At 48.0% G+C, this 21,377-nt stretch carries 19 protein-coding genes; 13 read left to right on the forward strand and 6 right to left on the reverse strand.

The genetic code is table 11. The features are described from left to right. Window positions 1-61: 61 nt before the first annotated feature. The 6 genes from VJY99_RS02235 to hycA form a co-directional block, all read right to left on the reverse strand. A complete protein-coding gene (locus VJY99_RS02235) occupies window positions 62-604 on the reverse strand; it encodes a formate hydrogenlyase complex iron-sulfur subunit (protein WP_324115931.1) in 543 nt (180 codons plus the stop codon). Window positions 605-615: 11 nt separating this feature from the next. Further along, entirely contained in the window at window positions 616-2,325 is a 1,710-nt protein-coding gene (locus VJY99_RS02240; RefSeq protein ID WP_324115933.1) for a hydrogenase large subunit, read from the reverse strand. Between the two features lie 17 nt (window positions 2,326-2,342). Further along, window positions 2,343-3,269, reverse strand: coding sequence for a respiratory chain complex I subunit 1 family protein (locus VJY99_RS02245; protein ID WP_324115935.1), 927 nt, complete (start codon window positions 3,267-3,269; stop codon window positions 2,343-2,345). A gap of 10 nt (window positions 3,270-3,279) precedes the next feature. After that, entirely contained in the window at window positions 3,280-5,088 is a 1,809-nt protein-coding gene (hycC, locus tag VJY99_RS02250) for a formate hydrogenlyase subunit 3 (RefSeq protein WP_324115937.1), read from the reverse strand. After that, window positions 5,085-5,690, reverse strand: a complete 606-nt coding sequence (locus VJY99_RS02255) for a 4Fe-4S dicluster domain-containing protein (protein WP_324115960.1) — start codon at window positions 5,688-5,690, stop codon at window positions 5,085-5,087. Before VJY99_RS02255 ends, hycC begins: the two co-directional genes overlap by 4 nt. 81 nt (window positions 5,691-5,771) lie before the next feature. Further along, on the reverse strand, window positions 5,772-6,227 hold the full coding sequence (gene hycA / locus VJY99_RS02260) for a formate hydrogenlyase regulator HycA (protein ID WP_324115939.1): 456 nt from the start codon (window positions 6,225-6,227) through the stop codon (window positions 5,772-5,774). A 214-nt stretch (window positions 6,228-6,441) separates the two neighbouring features. On the opposite strand from hycA, the gene hypA reads away from it, so the two are divergent. The 13 genes from hypA to VJY99_RS02325 form a co-directional block, all read left to right on the forward strand. Beyond that, window positions 6,442-6,801, forward strand: coding sequence for a hydrogenase maturation nickel metallochaperone HypA (gene hypA / locus VJY99_RS02265; protein ID WP_324115941.1), 360 nt, complete (start codon window positions 6,442-6,444; stop codon window positions 6,799-6,801). Further along, window positions 6,794-7,657, forward strand: a complete 864-nt coding sequence (gene hypB / locus VJY99_RS02270; RefSeq protein ID WP_324115942.1) for a hydrogenase nickel incorporation protein HypB — start codon at window positions 6,794-6,796, stop codon at window positions 7,655-7,657. Before hypA ends, hypB begins: the two co-directional genes overlap by 8 nt. Continuing rightward, window positions 7,648-7,908: a HypC/HybG/HupF family hydrogenase formation chaperone gene (locus VJY99_RS02275; RefSeq protein ID WP_324115944.1), complete on the forward strand. Its 261-nt coding sequence runs from the start codon at window positions 7,648-7,650 to the stop codon at window positions 7,906-7,908. The genes hypB and VJY99_RS02275 overlap by 10 nt, the downstream gene beginning before the upstream one ends. Further along, a complete protein-coding gene (gene hypD, locus VJY99_RS02280) occupies window positions 7,908-9,029 on the forward strand; it encodes a hydrogenase formation protein HypD (RefSeq protein ID WP_324115962.1) in 1,122 nt (373 codons plus the stop codon). The genes VJY99_RS02275 and hypD overlap by 1 nt, the downstream gene beginning before the upstream one ends. Beyond that, window positions 9,026-10,036: a hydrogenase expression/formation protein HypE gene (hypE, locus tag VJY99_RS02285; RefSeq protein ID WP_324115946.1), complete on the forward strand. Its 1,011-nt coding sequence runs from the start codon at window positions 9,026-9,028 to the stop codon at window positions 10,034-10,036. Before hypD ends, hypE begins: the two co-directional genes overlap by 4 nt. 141 nt (window positions 10,037-10,177) lie before the next feature. Then, entirely contained in the window at window positions 10,178-12,262 is a 2,085-nt protein-coding gene (flhA, locus tag VJY99_RS02290; protein ID WP_324115948.1) for a formate hydrogenlyase transcriptional activator FlhA, read from the forward strand. Window positions 12,263-12,374: 112 nt separating this feature from the next. After that, on the forward strand, window positions 12,375-12,722 hold the full coding sequence (yajD, locus tag VJY99_RS02295; RefSeq protein WP_064561273.1) for an HNH nuclease YajD: 348 nt from the start codon (window positions 12,375-12,377) through the stop codon (window positions 12,720-12,722). 1,266 nt (window positions 12,723-13,988) lie between these two features. Continuing rightward, window positions 13,989-15,086: a UDP-N-acetylglucosamine--undecaprenyl-phosphate N-acetylglucosaminephosphotransferase gene (gene wecA / locus VJY99_RS02300; RefSeq protein ID WP_324115950.1), complete on the forward strand. Its 1,098-nt coding sequence runs from the start codon at window positions 13,989-13,991 to the stop codon at window positions 15,084-15,086. 73 nt (window positions 15,087-15,159) lie between these two features. Continuing rightward, window positions 15,160-16,293: a polysaccharide export protein gene (locus VJY99_RS02305; RefSeq protein ID WP_324115952.1), complete on the forward strand. Its 1,134-nt coding sequence runs from the start codon at window positions 15,160-15,162 to the stop codon at window positions 16,291-16,293. Between the two features lie 2 nt (window positions 16,294-16,295). Then, window positions 16,296-16,730 (forward strand): protein tyrosine phosphatase, encoded by a 435-nt coding sequence (locus VJY99_RS02310; RefSeq protein WP_324115954.1) that lies wholly within the window; start codon window positions 16,296-16,298, stop codon window positions 16,728-16,730. A 23-nt stretch (window positions 16,731-16,753) separates the two neighbouring features. After that, window positions 16,754-18,910 (forward strand): polysaccharide biosynthesis tyrosine autokinase, encoded by a 2,157-nt coding sequence (locus VJY99_RS02315; protein ID WP_324115956.1) that lies wholly within the window; start codon window positions 16,754-16,756, stop codon window positions 18,908-18,910. Between the two features lie 263 nt (window positions 18,911-19,173). After that, window positions 19,174-20,199: a hypothetical protein gene (locus VJY99_RS02320; RefSeq protein WP_324115957.1), complete on the forward strand. Its 1,026-nt coding sequence runs from the start codon at window positions 19,174-19,176 to the stop codon at window positions 20,197-20,199. Between the two features lie 368 nt (window positions 20,200-20,567). Further along, on the forward strand, window positions 20,568-21,377 hold an 810-nt coding region (locus tag VJY99_RS02325; RefSeq protein ID WP_324115959.1), incomplete at its 3' end, for a hypothetical protein.

The raw sequence follows: 21,377 nt of genomic DNA on the forward strand, positions 1-21,377 counted from the left end.
TCATCCACCGTCATTGGCACTGGCATGCCTTTATCGTCGCGTGGGCCGAGTAACATACTCATTAGCTGGCCTCTCTAATCTGGCGGCTAAGGTCGATTTGCTCGGAAGAAACCAGGCAAAGCTTGCGTTTACATTCCGGGCAGGTTTCAAACGAGGCGCGGTGCGCTTCGGCATGCTTGTCGCCGTTGTGCTCAAGCAGGGCAATCGCGTAATCAATTTCTTTTTGTACCGCGAAAGGCTTACTGCACTGGCGGCAGTTGCACAAATCAAAACGCGCTTGTTGCAAGAAATCGGCTTTGTTCCACACCGCCAGTTCGTATTCCTGAGAAAGCTTGATGGCCGCGGTTGGGCAGACTTCTTCACAGCGTGCGCAGAAAATGCAGCGCCCCAGATTGAAGGTCCACGCCAGTTGCCCGGCCACCAGATCGGTTTCCACCGTTAATGCATTAGAAGGGCAGGCGTTAATACACGCTGCACAACCGATGCATTGCTGCGGGTTGTGTTCCGGTTTGCCACGGAAATTCGGGTCCACGGCAATCGGCTGTAGCGGGTACGACTCGGTGACCACACCGCCTTTAATGGCTTTTTTAATGAAATTAAACATGATGACTCCGGCTATTTCAGCGGTGAATTGGTGCGTTCAATGCTGTAGCGCTCCAACTCTTTGTACGGCACCACTTTGGTTTTGCGCTTACGCACATCCACCACCGTCATGCGGTCGGTACAGGAGTAGCAAGGATCCAGGCTGCCAATAATCAGCGGCGCATCAGAAACGGTGTTGCCACGCAGCATGTAGCGCAGCGTTGGCCAGTTGGCATAGGTCGCCGCACGGCAGCGCCAGCGGTACAACTTCTGGTTATCGCCGGTCATCGACCAGTGAATATCATCGCCACGTGGCGCTTCAGAGAAACCGAGGGCAAAACGGTTCGGAATATAGGTGAAGCCATCAACTGCCAGTGGGCCGCCAGGCAAGTTATCGAGGCCGAAATCAATCATATTCAACGCGGTATACACTTCGTTGATACGCACTTTCAGGCGTGACAGCACGTCGCAGCCGGTTTCGCTGTGCACTTCCATTGGCAGCAAACCGTAACCGACAAACGGGTGATCGGCGCGGGTGTCACGGGCGTGACCACTGGCGCGAACCATCGGACCGACGTTACTGAAATCACGCGCGATTTGCGGGTCGAGGCGGCCAATGCCGACGGTACGTTGTTCGATGTTTGGCGTGCTCATCAGGATATCGACCAGATCTTTCACTTCGCGACGCATCTGTTGTGCCAGCTGGCGGGTCTGGATCATGTCGTCTTTCAGTAAATCACGACGAATGCCGCCAATCAGGTTCAGGCCGTAAGTTTTACGCGCACCAGTGAGGATTTCCGCCATCTTCATCGACATCTCACGTACGCGGAAGAACTGCATAAAGCCGGAGTCAAAGCCAACAAAGTGGCAAGCCAGGCCAAGGTTCAGCAGGTGGCTGTGCAGGCGTTCCACTTCTAGCAAAATCGCACGGATCATCTGGGCGCGTTCTGGCACCACGATCCCCATCGCATTCTCGACAGACGTGGTATACGCGGTGCTGTGGGCGAAGCCGCAAATGCCGCACACGCGGTCAGACAAGAAGGTGACTTCGTTGTAGCCCATGCGGGTTTCAGCCAGTTTTTCCATGCCACGGTGGACGTAGAACAGGCGGTAATCGGCGTCGATAATGTTCTCGCCGTCAACGAACAGGCGGAAGTGGCCTGGCTCATCAGAAGTGACATGCAGTGGGCCAATCGGCACCACATTGTTCTTCTTGCTGCCCAGTTCATTAATGAACTGATAGGTTTCCTGATCACTGGTTGGGGCCGGGCGCTGACGGTAATCCATGCTATCTTTGCGCAGCGGATATAAATCGTCTGGCCAATCATCTGGCAGCACTAAACGGCGTTCATCCGGCAGGCCAACAGGTTGCAGGCCGTACATATCACGCACTTCACGCTCGCCCCAAACGGCGGCAGGTACACGCGGCGTCACGGAAGGGAATTCAGGTTTGTCGGCATCCACTTCTACGCGCACGGTAATCCAGCATTTCACGCCGCTTTCCATCGAAAGCACGTAATAAACCGCATAGTTGCCGCACAACTGGCGTTCATCGTTACCGAACAATACGGACAACCAGCCGCCTTGCTGGTAGTAAAGCCACTCCACCACTTCTGGCAGCATGTTGAGCTTCACGGTGACAGTGATTTGGTCTTTGGTTTGCCACGCTTCGTCGATCACCGCATGCGGAAATTGCTTATGCAGTGCGGCAAGATAATGTTGGCCAATCTTTTCTTCAGACATAGATAAATTCTCTTAAATCACGCCGCCAGCAAGGAGACGAAGGCTAAAAAGGCAAAGCCAAAACCGGCCCAGGTAACCGCGGCAGTTTCTAACATGCGCAAACGTGCCATGCTGTTTTCAAACAGCGCGATGATTAGCACGCCGAGCACCAGTTTGGCTGCTGCCAGAACCAGCGCGATAACAAGGCCACCCCAGCTAAATTCGCTCATCTGGCCCCATGGCAGAAACACGCCGACGAACATTTGCAGCACCACTAGCTGCTTGAGGGAAATGCCCCATTTCAGCACCGCAAAACCCGCACCGCTGTATTCGGTTAACGGGCCTTCCTGCAATTCTTGCTCGGCTTCTGCGAGGTCAAATGGCAGTTTGCCCATTTCGATAAACGTGGCGAAGGCACAAGCGGCGAATGCCAGAATCAGCGTTAAGCTCTGTGCTGTAGGCCAGTAGTAAATGGTGGAAGCGATATTGCTGATGTGGGTGCTGCCCGCGACTTGCGCTGCCACCCACAGTCCCAGAATCAGGATCGGTTCAACCAACACGCCAAGCATCGCTTCACGGCTGGCACCGATACCGGTAAACGGACTACCGGTGTCCAGACCTGCAATGGCAAAGAAGAAACGGGCGATGGCGAACAGATAGATAAGCGTTATCAAATCACCCAGCGACGGCAGCGGCGAATAGAGGGTGACGACCGGCAGCGCGGTGGCAATGGTCAGCATTACGCCAACCATTACAAACGGCATCAGGCGGAACACCCAACCGGACGCGGCCGGAGCCACACTCTGGCGGCTGAACAATTTGAACAAGTCACGATATTCCTGCATCACGCCAGGCCCGCGGCGGTTGTGCATACGGGCGCGGGTTACGCGGGTAATACCAGACAACAGCGGCGCGATGGCAAACAACACCAGCGCCTGAATCATGGGTAATAAAATGAACTTCATCTCAGGCTCCTTAAGCGCAAACCGCGACCAGCAACACCGCCAGTTCAATCATCGCCAGGTGATGGAACGTACCGGCTAAACAATCGCACTGCCAGCCAGGCACCCATTTCACCGGGTTGAGGGTTTTGCGCAGTTTCAGCAGTGGCGCGAACGCCGCTTTCACTGGCTGAGCAAAACCACCTGCGGTAATCACCATCGCTTGTTCGTGGTCGTAACCGCACACCCAGGCCGTGCCGCGTGAGCGGTTTGGCAGGCGGTCGCCACGGAAAATCACCATCAAAATCAATGGCAGCAGCGGGCTGGCAATCAACAGCAGAGTGATCATCGGTTGTGAAACGGTGGTATTCGCGGTTTGTAGCGGCAGCGGAATGGCGTTTTGCAGCAGTGGAATCAGCCAGGGTGCGGCAACACCAGCAATCACACAACAGGCGGCCAGTGCGGCCACACTCAGGTTCATCAGGAACGGTGCAGAAGTTGCGTTTTCAGCTTCCGGTGTACGCGGTGCGCCAAGGAAGGTGACGCCATACACTTTCGCCATACACATCACTGCCAGCGCACCGGTAATCGCCAGACCGACAGCCAGCATCGGGCCTAAGAAGCGGGCGATAAACAGCGGCAAAGTACCGAGGTGGAAGAACGACTGGTAAATCAGCCACTCGCCAGCAAAACCGTTCAGCGGTGGCAGGGCAGCCATCGCCATCAAGCCGACTAACATAGAGATAGAAATCAGCGGCATGCGCTTGCCAATCCCGCCTAACTTCTCAATGTCGCGATGACCCGTACGGAACCACACCGCACCCGCGCCGAGGAACAGCGTGGTTTTGAACACGCTATGGTTGAACAAGTGGTACAAGCCACCCATCATGCCCAGTGCAATCAGCGTGGATTCGTTGAGCGCAAAACCTATCAGGCCGCAACCCAGACCGAGCAGAATAATGCCGATGTTTTCCAGTGTGTGGTAAGCCAACAAGCGGTTGATGTTGTGCTCCATCAGCGCGTACAAACCGCCGATAAACGCAGTCATCATCCCCAGAATGACCACCAGAATGCCCCACCATAGCGGCATGACGTTGCTGATCAGTGAGAAACTCATGATGCCGTAGAGGCCAATTTTCAGCACCACTGCCGAGAACAGTGCAGCAGCCGGAGCAGAAGCGTTGGCATGAGCTTGTGGCACCCAACCATGCAGCGGAATAATGCCCGCCAGCAAACCAAAGCCCACCAGGCCGAGCAGCCAAACCACGGAGCTCACCGGCATGCCATGGGTTAACAGATGCAATTCGGCATAACTCAGCGTGCCGTACTGATTCCACAACATCCAGCACGCCACGGCCAGTAGCACAGTGCCAAGACGGCCGAGCGCAAACCACAATTGGCCGGACTTTTGGCAACCGGTCAGGAAGTAGCCGCACAGGGCGACGATCTCTGCCAGCACGACCAGCATGCCGAGGTTGTCGGCAACCAGTGCCGCTACCGCTGCTGCCATCACCAGATTGACCAGCAAGCCGTTAGCTTTTACCGCTTGATGGCGATGCCAGTCGATATTAAACAGCGAGATAAACAGACCTGGCAGACCGAGCGTCACCAACCACACGCCATTAAAAGCATTGAGCTGTAAATGCTGCTGCCAAACTTGCGCCATGCCGCTAAAACCGGTTAACGCATCGAAGCCTGCAATCAACACCAGTACAGAACTGATTGCACCGCCAAGCCCGGCAATAAAACCACTCACCGGTTTATTAAATGCCGTGATTCCTGCCAGCACTGCGCTGAGCACAAATCCCATTAGCGCCCAATGAATCAGGATAAATGCACTCATTTTTTTACCTCAGGCTGGGTAAACAGGGTGAGATCGCCAAGCGTGGTGCTCAGGGTCAATTCACGTTTGCGTTGGCTTGCTTTGGCAATGTCATGGTTATCCACCACCCGCAGCGCTTTGGTTGGGCAGGTGCGTACACACGCAGGGCCATTGGCGTCGAAACTGCACAAATCGCATTTCACGGCGATGGCTCGAACGCCTGGCACCCAGTCGATAAGCGAACTGACACTCGCCGGAGCAGGGGGGGCTGGTGGTGCTTTCGGGCTGTTGGCATTAGCAGGAATATGAATTGGGCGGCTGCCAGAAAATTCAATAGAACCAAATGGGCAAGCGATGGCGCACAGTTTGCAGCTCACACACAGGCTTTCATTTAGCTGTACCGCCCCGTCGAGACGGGTGATAGCGTTAGCCGGGCACACGCCCGCACATGGCGCATCTTCACAGTGATGGCACATCTGCGGCGCGGAATCATTAGCATCACGCATGACTTTCAGGCGAGGCATGGATTGCAGACCGTGAAGACGGTGCGTTTCGGAGCAAGCCGCCTCACAGGTATGGCAACCTATGCAGAGTTTGGAGTCGGCGATTATAAAGCGATTCATCATTGTCATTAATGTCATCAATTTTGACGAAATAGTGTCGACGGCTGCCATTTCGACAGTTTTCGACACCCAATGGGACTATCAGGCCTGAGTGTTTTGTTGCAATTGCCCCATCGACACAGGGGTGTCGCTGTGGACTGCTTGATACAGGCTTTCGTAGACCGGGCGTATTTTTTCGAGGTAATGCTCGAGAACGTTTTCGCTGTTTCGGTTGCTGATGCTGTTGTCTATACGGCCATCGTCATCAAGGATTGCTTTTGCAATCAATACTCTATCGTTACCATTACGCTTCTCAACGTAGTACTCGATAGTGTGGCTGTTGAAGCCTTCCGCCAGGCGGACGTGAATGACGAAATGGTCAAATAAGAAGAAGCGCAGTGAATCGTCTGGATTGCACCCGACTGCGTGATGCAGTTTGGCCTTAGAAAGGGTGATGCCCTGAATCAAGCTATTGCCGTACTGTTGCCACTGCGTGAGTAAGCGTTGGTGCTTATCGGCAATGTATTCAGCTTTTTCGCTCAGTTCCCAAATGTTCATGATTAATCACTCTGTTTTTGCTGTTGTAGCTACAGAGCATGTTTCGTGCCAATGTTTTATCTAATTGAAAATATTGATTTTTATATTAATAAGAGACAAATAACCCCAGTAATGACATGTCATTTCGTCATCTTTGACATTGGCAGTGTCATTCCCTCATGTATCTACCTGGCACTCTCCTTGCATTGACTCCACCAGATACCCCGGAGGCCATATGCACGAAATCACCCTCTGCCAACGCGCACTGGAACTCATCGAAACTCAAGCCCGCCAACACGGCGCGACACGCGTCACGGCTGTTTGGCTGGAAGTAGGCGCTTTCTCGTGTGTTGAACAAAGTGCACTGGAGTTCTGTTTCGAATTAGTGTGCCGCGACACCCTGGCCGAAGGCTGCCAGCTGCATATTCATCAACAAGAAGCGGAATGCTGGTGCTACGACTGCCAGCAGCACATCACCTTGTTAACGCAACTGGTCCGGCGTTGCCCGTTGTGCGAGGGCAGCAATTTACGCATCGTTGCAGATGATGGCGTGCAGATTAAGCGTCTGGAAGTAGAGGAGACACAACATGTGTAGTACTTGTGGTTGCGCCGAAGGCAACTTGTATATAGAAGGCGACGAGCGCAATCCGCACTCGGGTTTCCGCAGCGCACCGTTTGCACCTGCCGCGCGTGCCTTAACGCCAATCACCGGAGTGAAATTCGCACCGACTGCCGATGAACAGGGCGACCTGCATTACGGCTACGGTGCTGCGGGCACTCACGCACCGGGCATGACACAACGCCGGATGCTGGAAATCGAACTCAATGTTTTAGATAAAAACAACCAGCTGGCGGTGTACAACCGTCAGCAGTTTGCCAAACAGCAGCAACTGGTGCTGAACCTGGTTTCAAGCCCAGGCTCCGGCAAAACCACGCTGCTGACTGAGAGTTTAAAGCGCCTGATTGGCCGTGTACCTTGTGCCGTTATTGAAGGCGATCAGCAAACCGTGAACGATGCCGAGCGCATTCGTGCAACTGGCACGCCAGCGATTCAGGTGAATACCGGTAAAGGATGCCACCTTGATGCACAGATGATTCGCGACGCCATGCAGCGCCTGCCGCTTGAGCGCAACGGTATCCTGTTTATTGAAAATGTTGGCAACCTGGTGTGCCCTGCGAGTTTTGACCTTGGCGAACGCCATAAAGTGGCGGTGCTTTCGGTCACCGAAGGCGAAGACAAACCGCTGAAATATCCGCATATGTTTGCTGCATCCTCGCTGATGCTGCTCAATAAAATCGACCTGTTGCCTTACTTGCAGTTCGATGTCGAAAAGTGCCTTGATTACGCCCGTCAGGTGAACCCGAATATTGAAATCCTGTTGGTTTCCGCGACCAGCGGCGAAGGCATGGATGAGTGGTTGAACTGGCTGGAGGCTGAGCGATGTGCATAGGCATTCCGGGGCAAATCGTCGAACGCTTGCCGGACGGCAGCGCCAAAGTCGACGTCTGCGGTATCAAGCGTGACGTTAACCTGATGTTGGTCGGAGACGCAAAAATCGGCCAGTGGGTGCTGGTTCATGTCGGTTTTGCGATGGCGATTATTGATGAGCGTGAGGCCCGCGACACCTTAGACGCGTTGCAAAACATGTTTGAAGTGGAACCTGATGTCGGCGGCTTGCTGTTTGGGGAAGAGCGCAGATGATGCGTTTTGTTGATGAATATCGCGCGCCGGAAAAAGTGATGCAGCTGATAGAGGTGTTGCGTGAACGCGCACCGAAGTTGGCTTACACCCCACAGCGCCCGCTGCGCATTATGGAAGTGTGCGGCGGGCATACCCACGCCATCTTTAAGTTCGGCCTCGACCAACTACTGCCGGACAATATCGAGTTTATTCATGGCCCTGGCTGCCCGGTCTGCGTGTTGCCGATGGGGCGAATAGATGCCTGCATTGAAATCGCCAGCCATCCCGAGGTGATTTTTTGCACCTTTGGTGACGCGATGCGCGTGCCAGGGAAAAATGGCTCGTTGATGCAGGTGAAAGCGCGTGGTGCGGATGTGCGCGTGGTTTACTCGCCCATGGACGCGCTGGCGTTGGCAAGTCTGAATCCGGACAAAAAAGTCGTTTTCTTTGGCCTCGGTTTTGAAACCACCATGCCGACGACGGCGATTACGCTGCAACAGGCGAAGTCCCAGGGCATCAACAACTTTTACTTTTTCTGCCAGCACATCACGCTTATTCCTACGCTTCGCAGTCTGCTGGAGCAGCCCGACAACGGCATTGATGCCTTCCTGGCACCAGGCCACGTCAGCATGGTGATTGGCACAGAAGCCTATGATTTTATTGCCACTCAACATCAACGCCCGCTGGTGGTGGCCGGTTTTGAACCGCTCGACTTGCTGCAAGGCGTAGTGATGCTGGTGGAGCAAAAAATCCATCAGCACAGCAAAGTGGAAAACCAGTACAAGCGCGTGGTGCCGGATGCCGGTAACCATCTTGCCCAGCAGGCGATTGCCGAGGTATTTATCGTGCGCGGTGATGCCGAATGGCGTGGCCTTGGCACCATCAGCGATTCAGGCGTTCAACTTACCGACGGTTACCGTCAGTTTGATGCCGAAGACCATTTCAAACCCGCACCGCAACAGGTGTACGACGACCCGTTAGCGCGTTGCGGCGATGTGCTCACCGGGCGTTGCAAACCGCATCAGTGCCCGATGTTTGGCAAAACCTGCAATCCGCAAAATGCTTTTGGCGCATTGATGGTCTCGTCCGAAGGCGCCTGCGCCGCCTGGTATCAATATCGCGGCCAGGAGAGTGAAGCATGAAAACAATCGAACTCGCCCACGGCAGTGGCGGCCAGGCGATGCAAAAACTGATCGCCGATCTTTTTATGCAAGCGTTTGATAACCCGTGGCTCGCCGAACAAGAAGACCAGGCGCGATTACCGCTGGCTGAACTCACCGCCCTTGGTGACCGCTTAGCCTTTTCCACAGATAGCTACGTTATCGACCCGCTGTTTTTCCCCGGTGGTGACATCGGCAAGCTCGCCATTTGTGGAACCGCGAACGACGTTGCGGTCAGCGGCGCGACACCTCGCTGGTTATCCTGCGGATTTATCCTTGAAGAAGGTTTGCCGATTGAAACCCTGGAACATGTCGTCCACAGCATGGCGGCAACCGCCAAAGCGGCAGGTATTGCGGTGGTGACCGGTGACACCAAAGTCGTGCAACGTGGTGCAGCAGACAAACTGTTTATCAACACTGCAGGTATCGGTGCCATTCCTGCGGGTTTGAATTGGGGCGCACAGAAAATTAGTACGGGCGATGTGCTTATCGTCAACGGAACGTTGGGCGACCACGGCGCCACTATCCTTAACTTGCGGGAATCGCTGGGTCTGGAAGGTGCATTAGTCAGTGACTGCGCGGTGCTGGCTCCGCTAATCGCGCCATTGCTCAATATTGCGGGTGTCAAAGCGCTACGTGATGCGACACGCGGTGGCGTGAATGCGGTGCTACATGAGTTCGCGGCATCAAGCGGTTGCGGGATGGAAATCACGGAAAGCCAGTTGCCACTCAATCCTGCGGTACGTGGGGTGTGCGAATTGCTTGGGCTGGATGCGCTGAATTTTGCCAACGAAGGCAAACTGGTGATTGCGGTTGCGAGGAATGCCGCAGAAAGTGTTCTTGCCGCTTTACAGGCTCATCCATTGGGTCAAGATGCCGCAATTATTGGTGAGGTTGTCGAGCGTAAAGGGGTACGAGTTGCCGGGCTGTATGGCGTAAAACGGACATTAGATTTGCCACATTCAGAGCCGCTACCACGGATTTGTTGACCTAAGCCAGGAACGCCATGTGCCGGTCTGGGTACACTTGCACGGGTATTTATAATACAAATCGCTGGGCGTTTAGATTTTGTAGGGTGGATAAGCGCCAGCGTCATCCACCACCGCCGCACCACCAATTGGATAAGCAAAATGCCATACACACCGATGAGTGATCTCGGGCAGCAGGGGTTATTTGATATTACGCGTACCCTGTTGCAGCAACCTGATCTTTCGGCACTGACGCACTGCCTGACGCAAATGGCAAAACAGGGTGCGCTCGCAGACCGAGTCAATATTCTGCTTTATCATCCGTTAAATCAGCGTGTGGCATTTTATGGCACGGATCAACACGGCAAAGAACTGCATTATGAAGATGAAATGGTGCTGGCAAACGGGCCTGTGCGACGCGTGCTTTCGCGCCCGGAAGCCCTGATTTGTACCGAAGAAGAATTTAACGACACCTGGCCGCAGGTGATGAACCTTGAACTCTACGCGCCATTTGGCCGCTACTGCCTGTTACCGCTGGCGGCAGAAGGTAAAATCTTTGGTGGGTGCGAGTTTATTCGCAATAACGATGCTGTCTGGACGGACAAAGAGTTGAGTCGTCTGCATACGCTCGCACAAGTTGTGGGGCTGGTGGCAGAACAAATTCAAAGCCGCCTCGACTCCAATCATGATTACCAACAACTGTGCCGCGAACGTGATGATTTCCGCATCCTGGTGGCGGTGACAAACGCCGTACTTTCCAAGCTCGATCTCGATGAACTGATAAGCGAGATCGCCAACGAAATTCACCACTACTTCTCCATCGATTCGATAAGTATCGTTTTGCGTGGCAATCGCAAAGACCGCCTGACGGTCTATTCCACTCACTTTGTGAAAGAGCAATCGCCAATCCATGACCGGAGCGATGTCGCCCATGCGGGGACGCTCTCCGAACGGGTGTTTAAAAGCGGTGAAATGCTGTTGCTGAATTTGCATCAGGGTGACCAACTCGCGCCGTATGAGCGCATGTTGTTTGAAATGTGGGGCAACCAAATTCAGACTTTGTGCCTGTTGCCGCTCACGTTTGGCAACAACATGCTGGGCGTGTTGAAGCTGGCGCAATGCGAGGCGGGCGTGTTTACCCCACAAAATCTCAAACTGCTGCGCCAGATTGCTGAGCGTATCGCCATTGCGGTGGATAACGCGCTGGCGTATCAAGAAATCCATCGCTTAAAAGAGAACCTCGTCGACGAAAACCTCTACCTCACCGAGCAAATCAACAATGTCGCCAGTGATTTTGGCGAGATTATTGGCCGTAGCGATGTGATGTCGAACGTGCTCAAGCAAGTCGATATGGTAGCGAAAAGCGACAGTACGGTGCTGATCCTCGGTGAAACCGGCACCGGCAAAGAGCTGATTGCACGGGCGATTCATAACCTGAGCGAGCGTAACAGCCGCCGTATGGTGAAAATCAACTGCGCGGCAATGCCTGCCGGGTTGCTGGAAAGCGATCTGTTCGGCCATGAGCGCGGTGCGTTTACCGGTGCCAATACCCAGCGCATCGGGCGGTTTGAGCTTGCAGACAAAAGCTCAATGTTTCTTGATGAAGTCGGCGATATGCCACTGGAGCTACAACCTAAGCTGTTGCGCGTGCTACAAGAGCAAGAATTTGAGCGGCTCGGTAGCAACAAAGTTCAGCAGGTGGATGTGCGTTTAATTGCGGCGACCAACCGCAATCTCAAAGAGATGGTGGCCGAGCGTGAATTTCGCAGCGACCTCTATTATCGCCTGAACGTGTTCCCCATTACGCTGCCACCGCTGCGTGAGCGCCCGGAAGACATTCCGCTATTGGTGAAATCTTTCACCTTTAAAATTGCCCATCGCTTGAACCGCAGTATCGACAGTATTCCGGCGGAAACCTTGCGCACGCTCAGCCGTATGGACTGGCCGGGCAACGTACGTGAACTGGAAAACGTGATTGAGCGTGCGGTACTGCTCACGCGCGGCAATGTGCTGCATCTTTCGCTGCCAGAAATGGACTATCAATTGACGGAAGAAAAAGTGCTGCCTGTTATGGCGAGTGAAGAGATTCGTGAAGGAGAAGACGAAGCGCAGAGAATTTTGCGTGTGCTAAAAGATACCAACGGCGTCGTTGCAGGCCCACGTGGTGCGGCACAACGCCTGGGGCTCAAACGCACGACGTTACTTTCACGCATGAAACGTTTGGGGATTGATAAAGTGGGGCTATAAACTAGTTATAACGAGACTGATGACATCACTTTTCCGTAGGTCGGAAAAGCGTCAGCATCATCCGACACAACCTTATTTTTATACCCTACGTTTATTGACCAGGTAATACAAAATGGCACTGATCCCAAAAAACTACACGCGCCTCGAAAGTGGCTACCGTGAAAAAGCACTGAAACTGTTCCCGTGGGTCTGCGGGCGCTGCTCACGCGAGTTTGTTTACTCAAACCTGCGCGAACTGACCGTACACCACATGGATCACGACCACACTAACAACCCGGAAGATGGTAGCAACTGGGAGCTGTTGTGCCTGTATTGCCACGACCACGAGCACTCGAAGTACACCGAAGCCGACCAATACGGCAGCACGGTTGTGGCCGGTGAAGACGCGCAAAAAGATGTTGGCGAAGCGACCTATAACCCGTTCGCGGATTTAAAGTCGATGCTCAATAAGAAGAAATAGCGGTTGGGTGAACGGAGTTCGTAGGCTGGATAAGCGCTGGCGACATCTACCACGGCGGCAGATTGTTGCTCTGAACATGAAGAGTGGGCATACGGAAACGTAGCCCACTTTTTTGTATCCATTTTTTGGAAAGGCTTTTCCACACCTTGTGGCAGGAAGTTGAATTTACGGACTTTTCGCGATGGTTTTGCGGAATTTTCGCAACAGATCTAACTGTAAATAGAGGGCTCTATGGGGAAAATTCTGATCAGATCTGCTATCGCCAAGGGTTATATCTTCAGCAAAAGTTTTCCCCCATTTCAACCCCTTCAAAATAAACAGGGATAGTGCGGCTCGCGGTTAGAACGACCCGCTTCGAAAGGAAGCATGCCAATAAATAGCTGTTTTTCACCCAATTATTCACTTCTTCCGTCTACGAAACGAACATGCTGCAATGGTTCTGCAAGTTTAATGAATTTATTATTTACGTTTGCTTAATTAGTGACTAAATCAGCTTGCTGCTGTTCTGGTGTGAAATACCACCGTTGAAAGAAAACCCTCTCGATAATAAATCACTATATTTTCAATTTGTTAGCCTGTATTCGGTTAAGCGGGTCAATGACGAGAGAGTTTTTTTTCCTCCTGAATCAATGATTCTCTGTCTGGGCATGCTTAGATTAATCTGATAGCGATTTTTTACACGAAGTGTGTAAAAAACAAACGGATTATTCGTTCTGGGGGTTTATCAGTATTCCATTGCTTTTTATTTTGTTAGAAACTTCATCTCTGAAAATAAAGTAATAATATGCGTCAGAAATCCCCAGATAATTCAAATGTGGATTTTGTGGTCACTATAAACACATTCTTTATTTACCCTTAAAATACTCTCGTCACATTCAATGAATAGATTATTTAAACGTGGTAATTACAGTATAAATAAATTGTTGAGCAATATTTTACTGTTATTCCTACTCTGTTGTCGGGAAACTTAAAATATTGTATTTTAATGGTTTCATGTTCCTATACCATTGTTTTATAAGTAAATAAAAATTTTAAGTGAAACCATTTCTCGGGGTTTTAATGAATGAACATAACACTGCTGCCTTTTTGCCCTCTCTAATCCTCTGTAATAGAATGCGCGAAATTCACTTTTCTTAAGACTCAAGTAACCACAGGAATGTGGTTATTACTATATGTGCACAGTAGGAGTTTCTGTAATGGCACGTGGTTATTTCCATGTTCGCCATGGGCGGTAGCGTTGTTAAAAGGAATTAAGGTATTAGCATCATGAGTAAAGAAATAATCATCATTTTTTTGACCGCAATGACCTCGCTCCTTATCGCTCGAGTCGTGGCCTTAAAATGTGGCCTGGTGGACAAGCCCGGCGGGCGTAAACACCACAAAGGTGAAATACCTCTGGTGGGGGGGATCTCATTCTACTGCGCCATTGCCATTTGTTATCTGTTCAGGCCTGAAGTATTGCCTCAATCCGAAGCGCATTTTCTGACCTATTTAATGAGTATTTCATTGCTGCTGTTTGTCGGTATTGCCGATGATCGTTTTGACCTTCCAGTCGCTCCACGAATTGTTCTTCAAGCGCTTTCTGCCGTCATTCTTATGGTCGATGGTTTTTACCTACAAACCTTCGGCTACGTGCTAGGCGAACATGAATTGCTGCTTGGCCCGTTGGGTTATCTAGTGACGCTGTTTGCCACTTGGGCCGCTATCAATGCTTTCAATATGATTGATGGTGTTGATGGTTTGCTCGGTTCGGTGTCCTGCGTGATATTTGCAACGCTAATGGCGGTCTTCTTACTTGCAGGGAAACAAATCCACGCCATGTGGTGCCTGTTAATGATCGTCGCCTTGATCCCTTATTTGATGCTCAACATGGGTTTCATCGACAGCAAACGCCTTAAAGTTTTTATGGGTGATGCAGGCAGCATGGTGATTGGTTTTTCGGTGCTGTGGTTGATTATGCTCGGTAGCCAGGGCAACGATGCCGCAATGGCGCCAGTGACTGCGTTGTGGCTGATTGCGCTGCCATTGATGGACATGGTGACGATTATGGTGCGCCGTTTGCGTCGGGGGCAAAGTCCGTTTCATCCGGATCGTGATCACTTACACCATATTTTATTACGTAGCGGGTTAACAGGCCGCCAGACGGTTCTGTTTGCTTCGGTGCTTACCGCAACACTTGCGTGTGTCGGGATTGTACTTTCCATAATAGGTATGACTGAGTGGCTTTCACTGGCTCTGTTTATCGGCGTATTTGCCAGCTATTTTGCCATCAACACTAAGCTACAACAGCTGCACCCCGATATGAGAGTTCAACTTAAATCGTCTCGTACCGTGAGTGTAGATGCACCTGTCAGCCACCGCTAATACCTCCCATTTTCCTTTATATAAAAGCCCAGTGCCGCTGGGTTTAAACACTTTGATGAACCAAGTGACCAACATGATAATTGTAAAATTAGCAGCTGTGCCGTTATTGATTTCAGCTGTCTTGCTTAGTGGCTGCACGATTGTTCCTGGCAGTAACCTCACAACCTCCGGTAAGACCATCGTTAATAAAGACGACTCAGTAAATATCAATGACAAGGTTAACGTCTACGCTGTTACCCCAAAATTGATTGAATCACTCAGCGCAACGCCAGTGGTCGCACGTACTAACTCCCAGCTCGAAAAAGAGGTGAGGGATTATCAGTATCGCATTGGTGTGGGTGATGTTTTGATGGTCACGGTATGGGATCACCCGGAACTGACAACGCCTGCTGGCCAGTACCGTAGTGCATCAGATACCGGCAACTGGGTGCAGTCAGACGGCACAATTTTCTACCCTTATGCGGGCAAGGTAAAAGTGGCTGGCCGCACGTTGGCTGAATTACGCGAAGAGTTAACTCATAAACTGGCGGCTTATATTGAATCTCCACAAATCGATATTAGCGTTGCAGCATTCCGCTCTCAGAAAGCCTATGTGACCGGCGAAGTTGCACATTCTGGTCAACTGGCAATGACTAACGTGCCATTAACTATTATGGATGCCATCAACCAGGCCGGTGGCCTTGCTGAAAATGCAGACTGGAATAATGCGGTACTGACCCATAACGGCAAAGACGAACGTATTTCCCTCCAGGCGCTGATGAAAAATGGCGACCTACAACAGAACCGCCTGATGCATAACGGCGACATTCTTTTCGTACCGCGTAACGATGATCTGAAAGTGTTCGTAATGGGGGAAGTGAAAAAACAAACCACCCTGAAAATGGACCGCAGCGGTATGACGTTGACTGAAGCATTGGGTAATGCGGAGGGTATCGACCAGATGACATCTGATGCGACCGGTATTTTCGTTATCCGCTCAACCAGCGGTAAAAACAACGGAGGAAAACTGGCGAATGTCTACCAACTGAATATTGCTGATGCCACTGCCCTGGTAATGGGAACCGAATTCAAACTACAACCGTACGACATTGTCTATGTCACCACGGCCCCTATTACCCGCTGGAATCGCGTGCTGGGTCAGTTAGTCCCTACTATTACAGGGATTAATGACATGACCGAAACCGTCCGCATGATTAAGAATTGGTAATTATGTTCGATTCCATTTTAGTGGTTTGCATTGGCAATATTTGCCGCTCGCCGACTGGAGAACGTTTATTACGTAAAGCGTTTCCTGATAAAAAGATTGATTCGGCCGGTCTGGATGCGCGAGTAGGAGAAGGGGCTGAGCGAAAGTCAGTAGAGGTTGCTGCGCAAAATGGGTTAAGCCTTGAAGGCCATCGAGGGCAGGCATTTTCCTCAAGCCTTGCGATGCAATACGACCTGATTCTGGTGATGGAAAAATCCCAGCTTGAGCGTATTAAAAAGAACTATCCAGAAGTGAGTGGTAAAACCATGCTATTTGGTCATTGGCAAAATCAACTGCAAATAGGTGATCCATATAATAAAAGCCGCGAAATGCATCAATTGGTTTATACACAATTAGCCCAAGGCACCGCGCGCTGGGTCCTGGCGTTAAAGAAATAGTAACCGTAAAGAGATGTGGTTAAATGTCTGAACATTCCTCCAGTATTAATAAAAATAATAGTAACAATAAAAGTGAAGAGATTAATTTATCTGAGTTGATAGGTGTACTGCTTGATAATAAGTGGAAGATAATAATAATCACCGCCATGTTAACTGTTATCAGTATTGTTTATGCCTTGATAGCGACGCCGATTTATAGTGCGAGTGCTTTGGTTCAAGTAGAGCAAACAGCCGGTGGCAACGTATTGAGTAAGCTTTCCGAAATTATCCCAGATGGTAAACCTGAATCGCAGACGGAAATTGGCTTATTACAGTCTCGTTTAGTTTTGGGACAAACCGTTGATGATTTGGCGTTGGATACTGTGGTGCAGCAAAAGCACTTACCACTATTTGGAAAAGGTCTCTCACGCTTGTTCGGTTATTCTGATGGAAAGATAGCTATTTCACGCTTAATCGTTCCTGATGAATTACTGGATATTCCATTTACACTTACTGTTTTATCGCCGACCGAGTACAGCATTTCAGTTAATGATATTACTCTGCGGGGCAAGACAGGTGAGTTGTTAGATAAGAACGGCATTAGTTTGCTGGTCAGCGACATTGCTGCACCACACGACACCTCTTTCATTGTTACCAAACTTGCAAAGCTAACAGCTATTAATAATCTATTGAATGATTTCTCTGTCACTGACATGAGTAAAGACAGTGGCATGTTGCAATTAACCTTTAAAGAAGAGAGTGTTAAGCAGGCAACTAATATATTAAATAGCATCAGCAATAATTACTTACAACAGAACGTAGGCCGTAAATCAGAAGAAGCTGCAAGAAGTCTGGACTTCCTGAAAGAACAACTACCTTTGGTACGTGAAAAATTAGATGATGCAGAAAATAACCTGAATTTATTCCGACAGAAAAATGAGTCTGTAGATTTATCATTAGAGGCAAAATCTGTATTGGATAACACTGTCTCTCTGGAAACTCAGATAAATGAACTGACCTTTAAAGAGGCGGAAATCTCCAAGCTTTATACTCGTGATCACCCGGCCTATAGAACATTGCTGGAAAAGAAAGCACTACTTTTCAAAGAACGCGATAAACTGAATGTTCGCATCAGTAATATGCCGAAAACACAGCAAGAGATTTTAAGCCTGACGCGGGATGTACAGTCAGGTCAGGAAGTCTACATGCTGCTGTTAAATAAACAGCAAGAGTTAAGTATTAATAAAGCCAGCACAGTGGGGAATGTGCGTATTATTGATAATGCAGTAGCCGACCATAAACCTGTCGCACCCAAAAAACCGATTGTTATTTTGGTGGGGATGTTTTTTGGTTTATTTATTTCAGTTGTATATTGCATCATTCGCAAGTTATTACATAGTGGTATTGAAAGTAGCGACCAGATTGAGAGCCTGGGTCTGAATGTTTATGCCACTATTCCAGCCTCCAAATGGTTAAAAGATAAAAACCAGAAGCTAGGAAAAACCAAACGCAAATCAGTGCGATCAGTCAATCTGTTAGCGAAAGATAACCCTACAGACCTTTCTGTGGAAGCTATTCGAAGCCTGCGTACCAGTCTACATTTTGCAATGATGCAAGCTGAGAATAATATATTACTGATTTCTGGCGCGACTCCTGAAGCGGGTAAGACATTTGTCAGTTGTAACCTTGCGGTTGTTATAGCCCAGTCGGATAAAAAAGTTCTGTTAATTGATGCTGACTTACGTAAGGGGCAGGTTCATCACATTCTTGGTTGCTCAGAGAAAAATGGCTTGTCCGATATTCTGGTTAATAGAGATTCTTATGTTGGAAATATTAAGAAAACAGAAGTTGAAAATCTGGACTTTATTTCTCGCGGGCAAATACCACCAAACCCTTCTGAGCTATTAATGAATGCAAACTTTAAACATTTAATGATTTGGGCGGCCAGTCAGTATGATCTAGTGATCGTCGATACACCGCCAGTTCTGGCTGTCAGTGATGCCTGTATTGCAGCGAAATATGCAGGAACTACTATGCTGGTAGCTCGCTTTCAGCAGAATACCTTGAAGGAGATTGAAGTTTCAGCTAAACGCTTTGCTCAAAACAACTTGACGGTGAATGGTATAATATTTAACGGTGTGGAAAAAACCTCACATAATTATTATGAGTATGGTAGTTACACGCAATACCAAAACGATTAACATCCAACTTAAATATTATAGAGAAATGAGTTTTTAATAATTTATAACGAACAAACGATGTAAGTTATTTAGTGTAGATAAAAGGTTCCAATGATGACTGATTTATTTAACTATATATGATTACCTTATTATATTCCTTAATGTTTGTCATTTCTATATACGTGCCCGTGATACGCTTTTCAGGAATGCCATTCTTAATATCTGATTTGATATTAGTTATGGTATTTCTGTTTTCATTGTTTAAGCTAACACAACGTAAAGAAATGGACACATTAGCATTTTTGCTAACAATACCCTTCATTTACGGATTCATGTTAGTTCTTTTTAGAAGTATTTATGGGGCATTTGAGTTAAAAGATTTGGTAATACCTATAATTCATCTAAAAATGTTTCTTTTTGTTTTCTCGTCTTTTATATTATGGGTAAATATAAATAAAAGAATGCTATTTAAAGTAGTGTATTATAGCATATTAATGCAATTATGCGTGGCGACTCTTCAGAAATTAGGTATTCCAGGATTTGCGAGTGGTTTATTTTATAATATTGCTGTAAGTAACGCGATGAGTAATGTATATTATGGTGGAGACATTTCCCATATAATATCAACACACCTAAATGTTACTTTTAGACCTATTGGTTTTATTGGTTCACCAACAATACTTGCTACCTACTTTGTCATCATATTCCATTTGTTTGATTTGTTTTTCCCTAATGTTAAAGTTAAGTCGTTTATCTATTATTCATTGCTGCTTTGTTTCAGTAAAATAACGCTAATAGGTTTTTTTATTTCAAACAACATAGTTTTGCCCTTAATAAATTATAATTTTAAGAAAATATTTTTGTCATTGATTTCTTCTATTGTGGTGATTTCAGTGTTCATGATTTTCATTAGCTATAACACAAGAATGAAAGATTATTTTATGCTTTTTGTGAATGGTGATGATTATGGAGTAACACATAGAATATCAGTTATTGATTTCATGTCTGAATTAAATATAACGCAGCTATTATTTGGAATTGGTGGAAGTACTAATTTTATTTTCGATAGCGGTTTTTTGCTCACTATCTATAGATTTGGAATCATTTATTTATCAATTGTATATATTATCTATTTCATGATTTTAAAGACATTTTCTTATAAAAAGTCCCATGTTTTTTTATTAATAATGTTTATATTAACCGATTTAACGATTGGATCTTTCCATAATCAAATGTTCTTCTATCTTATAGCGTTTAGTATATTGTACTCAAGGTATATGTTTGAAATGCATTATGTGCCAAATAAATGAGCATCGAAAACATGTTAGCCAAATTAAACAAGCTGTGTAAATACATTGATCAGTTTTCATTCGCTTTATTGAACGTAGGAATGATTTTTTTTGCTTCCAGGTTTTTAGATAATTCCCAGGCTGCGAAATATATCATTATAAATTCATACTCTTCGTTCAGTTTGGTTGTTATCGTGTCGCTGGTTATTTCACCATTTTGGGTTTTTAGCGTAGAGAGAGCGACGCGAGGATACCATTACAGACTGTCATTATATTTGACGATATTCATAAGTTTTATTTCCGCTACATTGCTCTCAACAGTAATGTTTGTCAGAGAGCAGGACTGGAAATATAGTTTACTAATTTTCGGCCTATCAATGTGTTATCCCATGTATGATTTTCTGCGCCGTAGTTTCTATATTGTCAAGAAGGAATTTATTGCCGCAATGCTCTCGGTGTCATTATTGTTGAGCACCATGCTGAGTTATTTTGTCATGTATTTTTCTGGTGTCCGTGAAGCCGGCTGTTATTTATCTTCGCTGATCCTTATTATGAGTATTATATCTTTAGTCATAGTTCTTCTTAATCAGAGTAGCTATCGTGTTTTTGATTCAGAAGATGAGCTTAAGAAAGTCCTCTTTGAATACTGGACAATTGGGAAATGGTCAGCTGCTTCAATGCTCTGCTTTTGGTTTATCACTCAAGGTAGCTTTATTTACCTCGAGAAAGTTATCGGAAATGAGCAATTGGTATTTACAAGACTTGCATTAAGCCTTGCGGGAATTATCGCAATATATTTTTCAGCAGTAGAAAACAAACTCATGCCTGAGATCAGAGAGATAGTATACAAAGGCAATTCGGAGTCATTGATTTTAAAATGGAAAACATATTTTACTAATGGCCTGATCACTTCTGCTTGTTGTACTTTTATCGTTGTGTTGTTTTATTTAGCATTTTTCAAAACAAATCAATACCAACTATCTATTGTGTTATTGATGTGCCTTTACCAGTCAGTGAGTGGTATTTTTAAATTTAATTCCTTCTATCTCAAAGCCAAGAAACTTCACAAGTCTGTTTTTTACAGTAATTTTATTTCGGTTATTTTTGTAATTTTAATTTATATGGTTGCAGATACCGATAATCAATTTTTACTCCCATTAATTATATTAGTTAATGGAGTCATAAGCTCTGTGTTGTAC

Origin of the sequence: Buttiauxella sp., assembly GCF_035271705.1 — a bacterium.
Taxonomy (GTDB): Bacteria; Pseudomonadota; Gammaproteobacteria; order Enterobacterales; family Enterobacteriaceae; genus Buttiauxella.

Excerpts from the sequence above, each read along its gene's own strand:
- VJY99_RS02235 (WP_324115931.1), bottom strand. The coding sequence starts at position 604 with ATGTTTAATTTCATTAAAAAAGCCATTAAAGGCGGTGTGGTCACCGAG.
- VJY99_RS02240 (WP_324115933.1), bottom strand. The coding sequence starts at position 2,325 with ATGTCTGAAGAAAAGATTGGCCAACATTATCTTGCCGCACTGCATAAG.
- VJY99_RS02245 (WP_324115935.1), bottom strand. The coding sequence starts at position 3,269 with ATGAAGTTCATTTTATTACCCATGATTCAGGCGCTGGTGTTGTTTGCC.
- hycC (WP_324115937.1), bottom strand. The coding sequence starts at position 5,088 with ATGAGTGCATTTATCCTGATTCATTGGGCGCTAATGGGATTTGTGCTC.
- VJY99_RS02255 (WP_324115960.1), bottom strand. The coding sequence starts at position 5,690 with ATGAATCGCTTTATAATCGCCGACTCCAAACTCTGCATAGGTTGCCAT.
- hycA (WP_324115939.1), bottom strand. The coding sequence starts at position 6,227 with ATGAACATTTGGGAACTGAGCGAAAAAGCTGAATACATTGCCGATAAG.
- hypA (WP_324115941.1), top strand. The coding sequence starts at position 6,442 with ATGCACGAAATCACCCTCTGCCAACGCGCACTGGAACTCATCGAAACT.
- hypB (WP_324115942.1), top strand. The coding sequence starts at position 6,794 with ATGTGTAGTACTTGTGGTTGCGCCGAAGGCAACTTGTATATAGAAGGC.
- VJY99_RS02275 (WP_324115944.1), top strand. The coding sequence starts at position 7,648 with ATGTGCATAGGCATTCCGGGGCAAATCGTCGAACGCTTGCCGGACGGC.
- hypD (WP_324115962.1), top strand. The coding sequence starts at position 7,908 with ATGCGTTTTGTTGATGAATATCGCGCGCCGGAAAAAGTGATGCAGCTG.
- hypE (WP_324115946.1), top strand. The coding sequence starts at position 9,026 with ATGAAAACAATCGAACTCGCCCACGGCAGTGGCGGCCAGGCGATGCAA.
- flhA (WP_324115948.1), top strand. The coding sequence starts at position 10,178 with ATGCCATACACACCGATGAGTGATCTCGGGCAGCAGGGGTTATTTGAT.
- yajD (WP_064561273.1), top strand. The coding sequence starts at position 12,375 with ATGGCACTGATCCCAAAAAACTACACGCGCCTCGAAAGTGGCTACCGT.
- wecA (WP_324115950.1), top strand. The coding sequence starts at position 13,989 with ATGAGTAAAGAAATAATCATCATTTTTTTGACCGCAATGACCTCGCTC.
- VJY99_RS02305 (WP_324115952.1), top strand. The coding sequence starts at position 15,160 with ATGATAATTGTAAAATTAGCAGCTGTGCCGTTATTGATTTCAGCTGTC.
- VJY99_RS02310 (WP_324115954.1), top strand. The coding sequence starts at position 16,296 with ATGTTCGATTCCATTTTAGTGGTTTGCATTGGCAATATTTGCCGCTCG.
- VJY99_RS02315 (WP_324115956.1), top strand. The coding sequence starts at position 16,754 with ATGTCTGAACATTCCTCCAGTATTAATAAAAATAATAGTAACAATAAA.
- VJY99_RS02320 (WP_324115957.1), top strand. The coding sequence starts at position 19,174 with ATGGACACATTAGCATTTTTGCTAACAATACCCTTCATTTACGGATTC.